Consider the following 14,973-nt stretch of genomic DNA (forward strand, 5'->3'; position numbering starts at 1 on the left):
TCCCTGAATTGATACATTATTTAAAATTCCTAGATTTAAAAGAGGGGTTACATAGTTATAATCCATACTACGATAATTTAATTAAATATCTATTTGAAAATAGTTTTGTAGGTGAAAGCTTCAGTACTTTTGAAAATACATTAGAGGATTTTTACGAAAAAATAGATCAGGAAAAGTTACTTTCAAAAAAAGAGAAAGAAAAAAACAAAGAATATATAATTAGACCTCTTTCATCTAATCCTTTAGAAAAATTTGATTTAAAGAATATCATCGAAAAATATATGGAAAATATGAATGCTACAAAAGATACAATTCTCAAAAATAAATATTCTGAGGAATTGAGTGTTTTTTTAGATTTCAAAAAAAACCTTTTAGACTTTCAAAGATATGAGTTAGAAAAAATATCTAAAGAAATATATGAATATAGTATTGCGTATAATAATCATCTTGTAATTTAACTATTATCATGTTCTGATTATAGAAATTATATAAATGATGTCTGATTATATGGAATTGATAATATCATTTAACTAATCTATCTATTGTAGTTGCTTTTCATTATTTCCAATAGAAAAACACTTTCAGCTGCAACTCTCAGCCGAAAGTGTTTTTTGTGAAGTTAATATAATTTTAAATCTAAGTAAGTCTTTCGATATGCAATATTATATTGATGTTATTCTTTTTTTGTTTGATGTTGAACCAAGTTTTCCATGAAACGAATGTTTTTTAAAGCTAATTCTCCTATTGAGTCTTTATTTCTTTCTATTTCTTCTACTTTTTTTAATTTAAAACCACTTACATGGATGTTTGGTATTTCTATAATTAATTGTTGAATTAAAACTTCTATCATTAACCCTTTAGTATCTTCTTCGGTAATTATTTCATTAGGTGTCTGAAAGTTATTTTCGTAAAAATCAGCATAAAGGCTATGGTTTTTTTTTGCATTCCTTTGTTCGGCTAATTGAAGAATTTCGTCACTTTTATTAAAAGATTTTTTTAATGTTAAAAATTGTTGTATTAAAAATATTTCCAGTTTTTCTGTAATGGAACCTTTAAACGTATTAAATGTATTTTTTATATCTTCAACTGATAATGTGTGTAGGTCTTTGTCCATGTATAAAATAATAAGTGGAGATAGAGAATGTGCCATCAATATGGATTGCCTATTTTTTTGTGATGATCTCTTAGTCGCTTATTTAAAGTTTTCCAATCGACCTTTTCTTTATTGAAAACTTTGAATGCAATTGAATTAATCATAGGTAATTTTGCAAGTTCCTCTAATGCAATTTGAAAACATAAGTAGGATCTTGAATACTTATCCTTTTCTAATAATATTATTCCATCTTCTATCAATTCGCTCGCATTCTTATAAATTTTGTTGTATATAATTTGTAATGTTTCTACAGATTCATTGTTTAGATTCATTTGATCACCGTGGTTTTACTGATTTATTGGTAAATATTCCTTATTAATATATTATCAGTAGATAAAGTAAAAAGGCTATAAAAAAGAAGTAGCATCTTAGTAATTTTAATGTCCCACCGAAATGTCCCACCGTTGAAATCCTAAAACTCATTGGGGGAGTAAGCATGAACCAATAAATTTCGAACCTTAATCATTTATTCTTTTAATCTTTTAAAACATGCTCTTAATAATTAATATATATAATCAAGCAGCTGCAGAAATATGGTTGCTTTTTATTATGGCCAAAAGAAAAACAGCACTCTTAGCGAGTAGCTGTTTTTATGTTCATTTTGATTCATCTACCAAATATTAAATGAAAATTATCATCCAAAAATTGTGCCATTTTACTTGCGTGAAAAGACCAATTTTTCCCTCTACCTTCGGGATAATATACAAAACCACCATTGTTAACATCTAAGATTTTTTTAAATCTTGTTGGGTAAAGAATGTTGTCTTTTATCCAACGCCATTCTTTGCCTACACGTTTTTCTAAATCTTTCATAGTCCAATACTGGCCACTTAACTTTTCTTGTTGTAATTGCTGAAATTCAACTTTTGTTAAGAGTACATATTCTTCAGGTATAGAAATCGTCAAATTTACTTTTAATTGCTGCATTTAATTTGCCTCCAACTTAAGGGAATTTAATATCTTTGGTAAGTATTAGTTGTTTAATATGATTGCTTCCGTAAAAATAGAAGCATTTTATAGTTTTTATTAAAAAAGCATCCACTCCAAATAGAGTAAATGCTTTTGTGTTTCTATTCTTCAATGAGTTCTAAAAGATCACTAATTTCGCAATTCAATGCTTTGCATAATGATCCAAGTGTATCACGTTGGTATTGTTTAGCTTCATCGTTGTACATTTTACGAACTGTTTCAAATTTTAAATCAGCAAGTTCTGCACATTTTCGGATGGAAATTCCCCTCTCATCCAAGATTATTTTTAACCTTGATTTTGCTCGAGTACTCACAATATCACCTCTCCTATAATTTTATACTAAAAATAATAACAAAGCGACAATGAAATATAGTTGACAACAAAATATAGTCGGTGATATATTTATGACAACAAAATATAGTCAGTTGTAGAGAAGTAAAGTTATAGGTATTAAAGGGAAGTGAGGTGAAAACGATGGCATTTGAAACTTAGCAACTTATAAAACATTTGAAACAGTAGCAGATATGGACACAGCTGTTGAAGAACACATTGCAGCTCATTACTACAATTTAACTGAATCAGAACGTGCCATCGTTTTCAAACTTGCTGGACACTCTTTGGAGTATCCAGGGGCTTGTCATTTGAAAGCTGCTACAATTGCTGCAGCATTGGAGATCAGCACAAAGACAGTTTATCGAGCTATCAAGAAATTAGAATTACTCGGTATTATCAAAAAACAGAAAACTACGAAGGTAAAGGGAGGTTGTGGTGCAAACATCTATATAATTTTGCCTAGCCAATGTGAAACATGTGAAGATCCTGACGGGCCTATCGAGGAATATGAGGTTGTTCCATTACATGAAGCGTATAACCAAGCTCGGGCTGAAAAAGAAGCCTGTAAAGAGTTTATGAATGATTATCAGGTGATGCTATTTGAATTTATATACTCATTGCCTATGCAGGACAATCTTAAAGTCCAATTACACAAATGCATATTAGCTACAAAAATGAACAATATGCGTAATTTTGTGAATGCAAAGGACGTTTTAGCTAACGTTATCTGTGATATTGAGAATGGTACATTAACTATTGCAAGTACATTAAGAGCCATATTTGTAGGAGCGTATAGCAAGGCAGTAGAGCGTTTAGGTGATAAGTCTACTAAATCATCATCTATAGAAGAAACAGCATATAGAGAGCGTCCAATGCCTTTTTACAACTGGATAACAGAAAGAGATAAACCAACAGCATTTTAAAATATGAAGGAAGTGAGGACACATGAAAGTTACAGCCAAGGAATGGTGTGTCATGTCTGACCATAATAAACAATTACTTTTAAAAGTAGTAGCAAACAAATAACTCATATTATAGAAGGGGAATGATGAACATGCAACAACAAAAACAACACTTATTACAATCAGTCGTAGAAGAAAACAGTGGTAATGTATATAACTTATCAGCACAGATGATTCAGTTGGAGGTTGTGAAGAATGCAGTATCAAGGCTAATGGAAAGAATTGATGAAATCACATATAAAGGTTGGGATAAAGATCCTGGCATGTCATATCTATCAATCAATGAAATACGAGATACTGTTCGTTTGATTGATATGGGATTTTATCCATTGTTTAAAGAAATGGCAAGAGAAGTTGAAGCGATTAACATTCATTCAGAAGAACTATTCAACACAGTAGTTAAGGGCGATTCAGAAGTTTTGAGTGTGTAATGGGTTACTCAAAATGAGGAATTGCTAAATTTGACGTGTCCAGTTGATATGTTTTATAAAGCACTTACTATGGCAGATGTTTTTGTGGTTTGGTGAAGGTAATGCAACATAAGCAAGCTTTTTTTATTGTCCAATTTAGAAGGAAATCCTTGCCTTTTGTCGAAATGAGTAAATGGAAGGGGAGAATGATGGATTTTATAAAAGATTTTATAGACAATAAGTACTTATGGGTAATTATTTTTGTTATTGTAGCAATAGCGAGAGAGTATATTTCAACTAAAAATATAACTGATTTAGAAAAGAAGTTAATGACTGATTTTCAGAAGTTTAAGTACAATGCTTCGCAGGTGATTTTTGTAAATGTACCATTTCTATTATTTTTAGGACCAATCCTAAAGATTATAGTTAAAGAAAATGCGAACATAGACGAGAAAAATCAAAATCTGTATTTTTGGTTAATTTTTATATTTTCAGCCGTGGTAATAATAGGATTTACGGTTCTTCTTCATCTACTATTACAAATATTAATAATCAAACTAGACTATATTATTGAAACAGAAGAAGGTATTAAAGTTAAAATAATGAGAAGAGTTGATGACAATTCAATTCTTGTTGAAAACAATCGAAATAAAAAGCGTTTAATGAACGATTGGTATAATAAGGATTTCATTATTCAATTAGACAAAGGGGCTATTATTCATAAAATATTATATGCTCATCAAAAACGTACTAAAATAGTACAAATAATTGCAATCAGCATTAGTGGAATAAGTCTTGTATCAACGGTTATAGGGATTTTACTGAATTGGACTGATATAATACAATTTTTATGTTTTTTAACATTTTTGATGACTCTTGTAATTTTCCTAGTAGTGTATGTAAATTCTCAAGAATATAAACGATATGAAACTCTTAATCATAGTTGAACATTAAAGTCTCATATTATGAAATGAAATATCAATAAACTAAATAATGCACTGTGCCGAGCAGTGCTATTTTTTATGTAAGTTTATAATTGAAAAACAAAACAGATCGGGGCAGTTAGCCCCAATCTGTTATAACTCGCACATTCCTGTACACACGCTCGCCGTATTTTATTAGCCCCAATCTAGCCCCACTTTGCCCCAATAACATGCCGTAAAATACATTAACATTCGTTGCTCAAAATGGGGGATATTATCAGAGACGTTGATACTCTTATGTCAGCTTGCATTAATTTTATTTTACGTTCGGATAAATCATTGTTGCTGGGTCTACATATTCATCGAACTGTTCTTCTGTAAGTAAGCCACTTGCGATGGCTGCTGCCTTTAAGGTCGTGCCTTCTTTGTGGGCCTGTTTTGCGATTTTTGCTGCGTTTTCATAGCCAATATATGGGTTTAACGCTGTCACAAGCATTAATGAATTTTGTAAATTATGATCGAGTACTTCTTTGTTTGGCTCAATGCCTACTGCACAATGGTCGTTAAATGATTTCATTGTATCCGCTAATAGGCGAGTTGATTGCAAGAAGTTGTAAATGATGACTGGTTTAAAGACGTTTAATTCAAAGTTACCTTGCGAAGCGGCGAAGGCAATCGTTGCGTCATTTCCAACTACTTGCGTGACAACCATTGTCATTGCTTCACTTTGGGTAGGGTTTACTTTACCTGGCATAATGGAAGAGCCTGGTTCGTTTTCTGGGATCGTAATTTCCCCAATACCTGAACGAGGGCCACTTGCTAGCCAGCGAACGTCATTGGCAATTTTCATTAAATCAGCCGCTAAAGCCTTTAATGCACCGTGTGCTACAACTGCTTCATCATGACTTGTTAGGGCATGGAATTTATTTGCAGCTGATGTGAATTGTTTGCCTGTTAGCTCACTAATTTCCTCAGCCACACGATCACCAAATTCAGGGTGAGCATTGATTCCTGTACCGACCGCTGTTCCACCAATTGCAAGCTCCTTCATATAGTCAATATTTTGGATAATCATATGCTCTGATTTTGAGAGCATGGCTGCCCAACCACTAATTTCTTGACCTAATGTGAGAGGTGTCGCGTCCTGTAAATGCGTACGACCAATTTTAATAATGTCCTTAAATTGAGCTGCTTTATCTTCCAAAGTTGCCTTTAGTAAACGTAGTCTTGGTAATAAATAATCTTCCACTTTTAAAACAGCCGCAATATGCAATGCTGTTGGGAATGTATCATTTGAGCTTTGTGATTTATTGACATCATCATTTGGATGAATACGGTCCGCTTCACCAGCATCCTCTAATAGCTGATTCGCACGGTGAGCAATGACTTCATTCACATTCATATTGGATTGTGTACCACTACCAGTTTGCCAAACCACAAGAGGAAATTGATCGTCCCATTGACCATTTAAAATTTCATCTGCAGCCTGCACGATGGCATTTGCTTTAATATCAGAAAGTTTGCCTAGTTTATTATTCGCAATCGCCGCACTTTTCTTTAGGATTGTCATAGCTTGCACAAGCTCGATTGGCATTTGTTCTGTACCAATTTGGAAATTTTCTTTACTGCGCTGTGTTTGCGCGCCCCAAATTTTATTAGCAGGTACTTTAATTTCACCCATAGTGTCTTTTTCAATACGATAATCCATGTCAAAACAGCTCCTTTAGTATGTAAAGTTCTCCTCATGTACAGATAAAAACGGATACTCTTAGTCTGATGTAAGAATATCCGTTTGATACATGCTTATTCAAAAAAGAGGGGGATTCTGAATGAAGCAATTTGGAGAAAGAAATAATCTATTGATAATGATAATTGTTATCAATTAAAAAGTCAACGGTTTTGCTTGAAGAAATTTAAAGTGAATGATTCGCAATCATTACCTATTTTATTCCCGAAAATTAAGGGAATAAACCATGTTTTAGTTGATTATCTCTTTTTCTTTCCAAGCTCTTTAAGAGGCTGCTTTTTAGGGATTTTTTCGAATAATATCTTCACATGAAAATTGTTGTCATCAACTTGAAGTACCTCCAACACCTTTGCCTTGCGCCCTTTAATGCGAATATCTTCTTCCACAGTAGGTAGCTTGACGAGCAATTGACTTAAAACAGACGTCTTGTTTTCGTAGTAATGCGTCACAAACATCGCGATTCTCCTTCTGACTTTTGATTGTTACTCAATTTATGAGCGAGGGATAATAGTTAGAACTTTGGAGATGGTGAGCAAAGAATGAATGAAACCGCTCGAAAAGCTGTTAGAGGTGATCATAAAGAGAGGAAACCCGCTCATCGAGTTACTGAAGGTAATCATAAAATGAGAGAGCCAAGCACAGAGGAAAACTAGTAATTAGTTTCCTATAGAAGTTTATAACTTAGTGAGGGGAAAGAGGCGTAGAATCCCATACAATACTTAATAGTCATATTGTGGGTGAATGGAATAAATATATTTTACATTTCGGGTTGGTTAATTATGTTAATATCACGTTATATTAACATGATTAGATAGTAAAGAAAAGGAGGCGAGTAAGTAGAATGACAAATAATATCATTGAACAAGCAAAACGAGGGTTGGAGGGTTTTGCTATTGGGGGTTATCATACTAGCGGAAATTTTAGTAAGTATCGGGAGGATTACTATAAATATTTTGGAGATCCAGATGATGAAACAAGAAAATACGCTATAGCTGCATTTACTTGTATGCTGGGTACTTGGGAAACGGGTTCTCTTCAGATATTTCAGCCCATACAAGAGTGGGAGGAAAATAAAAAATGGAGCTCAAATCCATTAGACCAGAAGCGATTTTATCGTTTAAAAGATTATCTTTATGCATTGTTAGCACATCATGAGCAGATAGAGAAAGAATTCCCCTATATGTATAAAGATATTGTTTTATTTTTAATAAAAATAGAAATAAATCAAGGGATCAGATATGAGGAATGGTTTCCAGAGCATAACCCGAATTTGTTTCAGCGATTAAGAGAAGAAATTTTAATACCTAAACAACATTTGGTAGATAAAAGAAGTCATCGGAAATTCTTATTAAAAGAAATAGGTATTGAGCCTTTTTTTGAATCGGATCAATTTGGGTAATGAAAGTAATCCAAAAGTGGATGGAATCGCTCAGAAAGGAAACCAAGGTGATCGAAAAGAGAGGCACCCCGCTTATTCAGCAAGCCACTGCGAAATAAAATTGCAATGGAAAACACTACTGCATGTTGCAGGGAAATCATTCACTTAATCAGTTAGAGAGGAGGTCAATGTCCACTTTTTTTATAAAAAAATCAAAAATATGACATGATACTACATGTAGGAATTGCAACTTTCGACATGTTTTTTATTTATTTCTCGGGAAATATCTCATAGCGAGTTGTGAAAATGGTAGGGACTTCGTCAGCTGTTTTAGGCTATTTATGTTGGGCTGGCTCGGGTGGATACATAAAAAGGTGACATTTCAATTAAACAGGTGGGTGGATTACGTTTCAGCTTGAGGGATGTTCGCTATAATAAGAGTAAGGAGGAAATGAAATGTATTTAAAGTCATGTAAGGTGTTACAGGATACGATTCCCAATAAACAGGAGTATCCTTTTAATATTCCAAGCTTGCAGGATTTGCATGAGCTGGAGTTCCCAACGAATGTGACGTTCTTTGTTGGGGAAAATGGTTCGGGGAAATCAACATTACTTGAGGCGATTGCTGATCGTTGCGATTTCAATACGGCTGGTGGCGGTCGTCAAAATTTATATGAAGTACATAAGGCGGAATCTTCATTGGGGGAATATATCCGTTTGTCGTGGCTGCCGAAAATATCGAATGGGTTTTTCCTTCGATCAGAAACATTTTATCAATTTGCCAGTCATATTGATTTGTTAGAGCGCCATCCAAACAAATATGCTGCTTTTGGTGGGAAATCACTACATCATCAATCTCATGGTGAATCCTTTCTTGCGTTATTTATGAATCGCTTTAAGGGTAAAGCCATTTATTTATTGGATGAGCCTGAGGCGGCATTGTCTCCAACGAGGCAGCTGAGCTTGCTGAAAATAATCAAGGACCTCGAGCATGAGGCACAATTTATTATTGCTACACACTCACCCATTTTGCTTGGCTATCCGAATGCAACGATTTATAGTTTTGATCAAGGAGAAATTGAATCTATTCGCTATGAGGATACCATTCATTACATCGTGACCAAACGTTTTTTGGATGCACCACAGTCGATATTAAGAGAGTTATTTGATGAGGAGAGGGAATCATGAATCAACGAAAAGGCTTAATCATGCGAGAAATTCGATTGGATGAAATGGCACAGTCCATTGATTTACTGAATTATGTCTTTCAAATGTCAATGTCCATTCACAAGGATCGTCGCTTTGTGAATGCGAAGAGTAGGCAATTTAATGAAGGGCATGCTATCGGGTGGTTTGATGGTTCACAGCTTGTATCGCAAATTTTAAGTTTGCCTTTTGAGGTAAATGTGCATGGGAAGATTTATGAAATGGGTGGCATCACAGCAGTTGGGACATACCCTGAATATTCAGGACATGGCTTAATGGAGAGCTTGATAATTGAAAGTCTGCAAAGTATGCGAAATGAAGGACAGTATATATCCTATTTATTTCCATATTCTATCCCTTATTACCGCAAAAAGGGATGGGAAATTATGAGTGATATTGTGGAATTTCAAGTGAAGGATACACAGCTTCCTCATTATGCTGGGCTTAATGGGAAAATTCGCCGTGTTGATCCGAAGCATGAGGATGTGGTGGATATCTACGCACGCTATGCGCAGAAAACGCATGGGGTAATGGTGCGCAATAGTATTGCCTGGAACGAGAAATTTCAGGAGGATTTCTGGGAGGAGAAATTTATAGATAGTGATGTGAACCTTCAGGCAGCGGTCTACTATGATGAAGAAGATGTGGCACAGGGCTACATGTTCTATCGTATTATGGAGGAAAATTATTACATTGATGAAATCGTCTATTTGCAGGAAGAGGCTCGTAAAGGTTTATGGAATTTCGTCTCGGCTCACAGCTCGATGGTCTACAATGTCTACGGGAAAACAACCGGTAATGAAGCGGTAGCCTTTCTATTAGAGGACAGTGAGATCATTCAAAAGGTATCGCCTTATTTCATGGCAAGAATCGTCGATGTCAAAGAATTTTTACTGCGCTATCCATTTATTGGTCAGAATTTCGAGCTTCAGCTAGCTGTCAGTGATCGCACTGTGGCGTGGAATAATGGCACCTACATCATCAAAATGAAAGATGGAAACCTTTCTGTTCAGAAGGTAAGTGAGACGTTGGACATGAATGCTGTGCATTTAACAGTGCAAACACTGGCTACTATGCTGTTAGGCTACAAACGTCCAACCTATTTAGAAAGAATTGAACGATTACAGGGACGTGCAGAGGAAATTGCATTGCTCGAGGCGGTTTTACCAGTAGGTATCCCAACATTCATTGATTATTTTTAAGTGGTATGGTAAGAGCCATAACGTTGACGGTTATGGCTGCCACGCCTCTTTTAACAGCTCAATGCCCAGCTTGATTTCTTCCAGCGCTAATTTACTAAAGCCTAATTGCAGCATTGGTTCCTCATTTTTTTGATGGATAAAAAAGGGGCTTGTCGGATAAACCTTCACACCGTAAGTCGCCGCTCGTTGGATCAGCCGCTGCTCGGAAAGCGGAGACTTTATCTTCACTAATACATATAGTCCTGATTGCTCGCCTAACACGGATATTTGCTGACCGAAATGTCGTTGTAGCTCCTGTACAAGGTGCTGCATTTTTTGTTTATAGGTCAAACGCATTCGTTTAATATGGCGTGACCATTCTCCCTGCGCCATAAATTGGGCCATTGTGCGTTGATGGAGGGACGAAGCATTTTGTTCAAAATGAGCAAAACGCTCTTTATAGGGCTGAACAAGTGCATTTGGTAGCACCATATAGCTTAAACGCACACCTGGTAAAAACGATTTGGAGAAGGTGCCGAGATAGATTACCCTTGATGAGTCGATGGAAGCAAGGGCAGGAAATGGCTGTTGCGTATAGCGAAACTCTCCATCATAATCATCCTCTAGAATATAACCATCGACTTGTTGAGCCCATTGTATTAAGAACTGTCGCTGCTGAATAGACATGGACACACCATATGGGAAATGATGTGATGGGGTGACATACATTAAGCGTGATTGACAGTTTTGAAGTATGTCAAGTTGAGCTCCTGTTTCCATTACAGGTAGTGGCTCTATTTCGAAGTGATTTAACTGGAAGGCTGCACGTGCACCATCATAGCCAGGGTCTTCCAAAAGAATGCTTGGGAAAGTATCTTTTAATAAAAAGCCAAGATACAAGAGCATTTGCTGTGTGCTACTACCAATAACGATATTGTCGCTCGTTGTATAAACCCCTCTTGCTTGCAGTAAATACGGCACAAGCTGCTCCTTTAGCACTGATTCTCCAAACAATTCTCCATATTCGTAACAGGTTGATTCCTGTAATACTTGATTGGCAATTTGGCGCCATGTTTTCATAGGAAAATGTTGCTGATCGACAGCCCCAGCGCGAAAATCTACAAGATAGGATGCAGCCTTCTTTTTTGGCTGTGACATAGGGGGCTGTTCCTGCTCCTTTAGAAAAACCTGCTCTAGTGCATTGACGAAATAGCCTTTTCGTCCCTTCCCACGTATATATCCTTCTGCTACAAGCTGTTCATAAGCGGTTAATGTAGTATTACGACTGACCTGTAAAGTATCTGCAAGTTTTCGTATAGAGGGCAGGGAATCATCTGTTTGAAGTGAACCTTGCATAATAAGTGCTTTAATTTGCTGGTACACTTGCTTATATTTTGCCTCTTTTTCTGTTAATAGAAAGATAAAATCGTCCATAAGGCACCACCTTGACATGTTAAAATGTTTGGAACTGTTTCTTTTGAAATGTCAGATTATTTACTACCATCATACTAGAAGGACAATCAAAAGGAAATGGAGATTAAAATATGAAAATTTGTATGGTGACACAGCAAACGATGGGAGACGTAGTCCCATTATTTAATGCCTATCGTGAATTTTATGGACAATCATCTGATTTACAGCAAGCTGAGCAGTTTATACAGGAGCGAGTAATGGGAGCAGAGTCTATTATTTTCCTGGCATATTTGGAGGAGGAGCCAGTTGGATTTGCACAATTGTTTCCAGTCTTTTCATCCGTAGCTATGAAACGAGCGTTTCTCTTAAATGATTTATTTGTGGCGAAACAAGCCAGAAAACAAGGTGTAGCACAGGCGTTGATGGAGCAATGCTATAGCTATTGTCAGCAGGAAGATGCGCGTTACATGATGCTAGAAACTGCCAGAGATAATGTCCAAGCACAGAAGCTCTATGAAAAAATGGACATGACGATTGATGAAACTGTTTATTATTACAGTATTTATTGGTGATTTTTTCGATGTGATGGGTGTTGGTGGAGAACCCGCTCAATACCACTATAAATCTAAGTTTCAGCCCCCACCATTGATTGTGACTATGATGGGGGCTTTGTGGTTATGCGTGGCTCATCCATCCTGCGAAGAGACCTGAGGAGAAAAAGCAGGTAATGTTTTGAAAGCCCGCTTCACTTAATAGCTGTTGGATTTCTTGATCGGAGAGGAAGGAAATATTCATGATGCCCTTGCCCATGCTATCTACCTTTTCTTTTGTATAGCCGGCCTCTAAAAAGTAGCTTTGCCATATTTTGATGCGATCTTGTAGCTCGTCACTTTCTCGTTCTCCGTAGGCACAAGCGAGGACAAAGGGCTTTCCAGGTTTTAATTGCTTGTGAATATTTTGCAGTAGATGGAGTTTCTCCTGTCGATCTTCAATAAAATGAAGAACTAGGATACAGCTTGCCGCATCGAATTTCGGTGTTGATTGGGGTAAGCGCTCAATTGTTCCTTGTAGTAGCTGAACGCGACTTTCAATATCCAGTTGCACGGCTTTATGTTGTGCAATTTGGAGCATTTCCTCAGATGGATCAACCCCAGTGAACATCCATTTAGGGTTTGTTGGTCCCCATGCAGAAAGCTCGTTGCCCCCACCAGCTCCTACAACAAGCAGGGATGCTTCTTGTTCTCCTAAATGCATGCGGAAATAGGCTTGTGTCACGGCAAATAATGTGTCATAGGCAGGCACTGAAATTCTTGTGCTGTGCTCATATGTTTGTGCCTTTTCTAATAATTGTGTAGATAATGTACGCATTGTGATAGCCTCCAGTGTTTTATCGTCTCTATTACAGACCTTTAATATCTGTAATTGAGTATAAATGAAAGTAACTGAAAAGACAAAGGAGAAGCCCTTAGACATCGTTTTTTATTGTAAAACATTTAATAATTAACAATAAAGATAAATAATTTAATGTTTATCGTTAAATATCTATTGAAAAAAATGGCACTTTCTTCTATGCTTGTAGTAAACAGGAGGGGAAATAAGATGATGAATAGTTTAATCAGTGCCATTTTGCAAGTGATGTTATTTTCAGTGATTCCGTTTATTTGGTGGCTTTGTACAGCGAGAAAAAAACAGCCCTTTTTAACGTGGATAGGATTGCAAAAGCCTATTATTGTGCACAAGGGAAGGTATGCTATGTACATTGTACTTTCTACTTTCACGATGTTAATACCGAGCTTTGCGCTAGTCTTTTTCTATATTGATCGCTCCTTGCTAGCGGCGAATCAATTCGCGGGACTTGGAGCTGCTGCCGTCATTCCAGCACTTTTCTACGCTATTATTCAAACAGGTTTATCAGAGGAGCTATTATTTCGCGGCTTTTTATTAAAGAGATTGATGAAGATTTTTGATTTTCAAGTAGCAAATCTCTTGCAAAGTATTGTTTTTGGCTGTGTTCATGGGGCCATGCTATGGTCGGTGCTTCCGCTTCATGTAATCTTATTAGTTGTGCTTACTACAGCGCTTGCTGGCTATGTGATGGGCTGGGTGAACGAACGAATTGCTGGAGGTTCCATTGTCACTAGCTGGAGTATCCATAGTATCGTTAATTTCATAGCAGCGTGCTTGTATATGTTTAAATTTTGACTTATTTGCATTTCTTTGCAGTCACTTGCATAATAGGGCAGAGAAGATTTTTTCGTGAAGGGACGTGCAAGCATGACAGAGTGGCCTAAGGGAGTAGCGAAACCAGCAATTCGCGCATTACATGCAGCGGGCTATACAGAATTGAAGCAGCTAGAAAGAGTTGAGCTTTCTACATTAGCTCATCTTCATGGGATGGGTCCAAAAGCTTTAGCAGCGATTGAGGCGGCACTAAAGGAAAGTAGGGAACTTCGTGAATAAGCTGACATTGTTTTTACTGGCGATGGTTGTCTATTATATCCTCGTTGTAGTCGTTATTAGCAAGCTGTTTATTATTCCTATTATGAAAGTGATGGCTCTTATCTTTTTTATAGGGGCAGGCTATATCTTTTCTCGTAAAATGCGTAGGAAATTACAGTAGGAGGTAATATGAAAATTGTTAAATTAACATTCTTTTATTTAGCTATTATTTTATTGGCATTGACGCTGTCCTTAGCGGGTGTTCGACTATCCATCTCTCTTGGGATATTTGCATTAATTGCGGTAGGGATGATTTATCGCCATATACATATTTTATATCGCACAAACAATATGGAGCAGGTGGATAAATGGGTTAAAAATCACCGAAAAGAGCCTATATTTGCTGCTCTCTATGCATCAGCTTACGGGACAAAAGAGGAACAGATTCAGGCAATCGATGTCATCATCCATCATTATAAGCAGCCAGCCATTAAGTACAATTACCTCTTTATTAAGGCCATTATGGAGGAGAATCTTGGTGCTGCTAAAGTAGCCGCAAGACAAATCGAAAAAGAGCCTTTAACTAGCTATGCACTATGCTATATTGCTGCGCTGGAAGGTCGAGCGGCCGATATGAGAAGTGATAAATTAACACAGCCGTGGATGCAACCTGCAATTGAAGCGGTCTATGCCTGTACAATAAAGGATCAGGCTAATTTCCGCGAATTCGCGGATGCCAGCATTCAACAAGCACGTGGCATACAGAAATACGGTTTAATACATAATTTTAAGCAAATGGAAGATGAATTGGTAAAGGCATAATCGAAGGGCTACTTGATAACAGTATCAGGTAGCCTG

The 14,973-nt window shown here is 36.5% G+C and carries 20 protein-coding genes; 12 read left to right on the plus strand and 8 right to left on the minus strand.

Going from position 1 to position 14,973, the window contains the following annotated elements; all coding sequences use genetic code 11:
- Positions 1-458, plus strand: a 458-nt coding sequence (locus VK91_RS22800; protein WP_048390509.1) for a hypothetical protein, incomplete at its 5' end; no start/stop codon positions are given.
- Positions 459-673: 215 nt separating this feature from the next.
- Here the strand turns inward: VK91_RS22800 and VK91_RS23165 are convergent.
- The 4 genes from VK91_RS23165 to VK91_RS02590 form a co-directional block, all read right to left on the minus strand.
- A complete protein-coding gene (locus tag VK91_RS23165; protein WP_048390511.1) occupies positions 674-1,150 on the minus strand; it encodes an AbiV family abortive infection protein in 477 nt (158 codons plus the stop codon).
- Complete coding sequence (locus tag VK91_RS23310; RefSeq protein ID WP_053075675.1) at positions 1,150-1,425, minus strand: AbiV family abortive infection protein; 276 nt, start codon at positions 1,423-1,425, stop codon at positions 1,150-1,152. Before VK91_RS23310 ends, VK91_RS23165 begins: the two co-directional genes overlap by 1 nt.
- Positions 1,426-1,759: 334 nt before the next feature.
- Positions 1,760-2,080 carry a DUF771 domain-containing protein gene (locus tag VK91_RS02585; RefSeq protein WP_048390513.1) on the minus strand — a complete coding sequence of 107 codons (321 nt, stop codon included), beginning with the start codon at positions 2,078-2,080 and terminating at the stop codon, positions 1,760-1,762.
- A gap of 143 nt (positions 2,081-2,223) precedes the next feature.
- Positions 2,224-2,436 (minus strand): helix-turn-helix transcriptional regulator, encoded by a 213-nt coding sequence (locus tag VK91_RS02590; protein ID WP_048390515.1) that lies wholly within the window; start codon positions 2,434-2,436, stop codon positions 2,224-2,226.
- A 211-nt stretch (positions 2,437-2,647) separates the two neighbouring features.
- On the opposite strand from VK91_RS02590, the gene VK91_RS02595 reads away from it, so the two are divergent.
- The 3 genes from VK91_RS02595 (at position 2,648) to VK91_RS02605 (ending at position 4,775) form a co-directional block, all read left to right on the plus strand.
- Complete coding sequence (locus VK91_RS02595) at positions 2,648-3,379, plus strand: helix-turn-helix domain-containing protein (protein ID WP_048390517.1); 732 nt, start codon at positions 2,648-2,650, stop codon at positions 3,377-3,379.
- A 131-nt stretch (positions 3,380-3,510) separates the two neighbouring features.
- Positions 3,511-3,849, plus strand: coding sequence for a hypothetical protein (locus tag VK91_RS02600; RefSeq protein WP_048390519.1), 339 nt, complete (start codon positions 3,511-3,513; stop codon positions 3,847-3,849).
- A 101-nt stretch (positions 3,850-3,950) separates the two neighbouring features.
- Positions 3,951-4,775, plus strand: a complete 825-nt coding sequence (locus VK91_RS02605) for a hypothetical protein (protein ID WP_048390521.1) — start codon at positions 3,951-3,953, stop codon at positions 4,773-4,775.
- A gap of 292 nt (positions 4,776-5,067) precedes the next feature.
- Here VK91_RS02605 and fumC read toward each other — a convergent pair whose 3' ends face one another.
- Positions 5,068-6,459 (minus strand): class II fumarate hydratase, encoded by a 1,392-nt coding sequence (fumC, locus tag VK91_RS02610; RefSeq protein WP_048390523.1) that lies wholly within the window; start codon positions 6,457-6,459, stop codon positions 5,068-5,070.
- 278 nt (positions 6,460-6,737) lie between these two features.
- Positions 6,738-6,953, minus strand: a complete 216-nt coding sequence (locus tag VK91_RS02615) for a hypothetical protein (RefSeq protein ID WP_004228943.1) — start codon at positions 6,951-6,953, stop codon at positions 6,738-6,740.
- Positions 6,954-7,339: 386 nt separating this feature from the next.
- Between VK91_RS02615 and VK91_RS02620 the strand changes: the two genes are divergently transcribed.
- The 3 genes from VK91_RS02620 to eis all read left to right on the plus strand — a co-directional run bounded on the left by VK91_RS02620 (position 7,340) and on the right by eis (position 10,284).
- A complete protein-coding gene (locus VK91_RS02620) occupies positions 7,340-7,897 on the plus strand; it encodes a hypothetical protein (RefSeq protein ID WP_048390525.1) in 558 nt (185 codons plus the stop codon).
- A 435-nt stretch (positions 7,898-8,332) separates the two neighbouring features.
- Positions 8,333-9,064, plus strand: a complete 732-nt coding sequence (locus tag VK91_RS02625; protein WP_048390527.1) for an AAA family ATPase — start codon at positions 8,333-8,335, stop codon at positions 9,062-9,064.
- Positions 9,061-10,284, plus strand: coding sequence for an enhanced intracellular survival protein Eis (gene eis, locus VK91_RS02630; RefSeq protein ID WP_048390529.1), 1,224 nt, complete (start codon positions 9,061-9,063; stop codon positions 10,282-10,284). Before VK91_RS02625 ends, eis begins: the two co-directional genes overlap by 4 nt.
- A 30-nt stretch (positions 10,285-10,314) precedes the next feature.
- Here eis and VK91_RS02635 read toward each other — a convergent pair whose 3' ends face one another.
- The gene (locus VK91_RS02635; RefSeq protein ID WP_048390530.1) at positions 10,315-11,697 is read right to left on the minus strand and encodes a PLP-dependent aminotransferase family protein; all 1,383 of its coding nucleotides are present in this window, start codon (positions 11,695-11,697) and stop codon (positions 10,315-10,317) included.
- 110 nt (positions 11,698-11,807) lie between these two features.
- Here VK91_RS02635 and VK91_RS02640 point away from each other — a divergent pair, with 110 nt between their 5' ends.
- Entirely contained in the window at positions 11,808-12,248 is a 441-nt protein-coding gene (locus tag VK91_RS02640; RefSeq protein ID WP_048390532.1) for an N-acetyltransferase, read from the plus strand.
- A gap of 103 nt (positions 12,249-12,351) precedes the next feature.
- On the opposite strand, the gene VK91_RS02645 is transcribed toward VK91_RS02640, so the two are convergent.
- Complete coding sequence (locus VK91_RS02645) at positions 12,352-13,044, minus strand: class I SAM-dependent methyltransferase (RefSeq protein WP_048390534.1); 693 nt, start codon at positions 13,042-13,044, stop codon at positions 12,352-12,354.
- A 231-nt stretch (positions 13,045-13,275) separates the two neighbouring features.
- Here VK91_RS02645 and VK91_RS02650 point away from each other — a divergent pair, with 231 nt between their 5' ends.
- The 4 genes from VK91_RS02650 (at position 13,276) to VK91_RS02660 (ending at position 14,937) form a co-directional block, all read left to right on the plus strand.
- On the plus strand, positions 13,276-13,878 hold the full coding sequence (locus VK91_RS02650; protein WP_004228915.1) for a CPBP family intramembrane glutamic endopeptidase: 603 nt from the start codon (positions 13,276-13,278) through the stop codon (positions 13,876-13,878).
- A 72-nt stretch (positions 13,879-13,950) separates the two neighbouring features.
- The gene (locus tag VK91_RS02655; protein ID WP_048390683.1) at positions 13,951-14,136 is read left to right on the plus strand and encodes a hypothetical protein; all 186 of its coding nucleotides are present in this window, start codon (positions 13,951-13,953) and stop codon (positions 14,134-14,136) included.
- A complete protein-coding gene (locus VK91_RS22805) occupies positions 14,129-14,296 on the plus strand; it encodes a hypothetical protein (RefSeq protein ID WP_016993359.1) in 168 nt (55 codons plus the stop codon). The genes VK91_RS02655 and VK91_RS22805 overlap by 8 nt, the downstream gene beginning before the upstream one ends.
- An 8-nt stretch (positions 14,297-14,304) precedes the next feature.
- Complete coding sequence (locus tag VK91_RS02660; protein ID WP_048390536.1) at positions 14,305-14,937, plus strand: hypothetical protein; 633 nt, start codon at positions 14,305-14,307, stop codon at positions 14,935-14,937.
- The last annotated feature ends 36 nt before the right edge of the window (positions 14,938-14,973 follow it).

The sequence above is a fragment of the Lysinibacillus sp. LK3 genome (assembly GCF_001043675.1).
Classification (GTDB): Bacteria; Bacillota; Bacilli; order Bacillales_A; family Planococcaceae; genus Lysinibacillus; species Lysinibacillus capsici.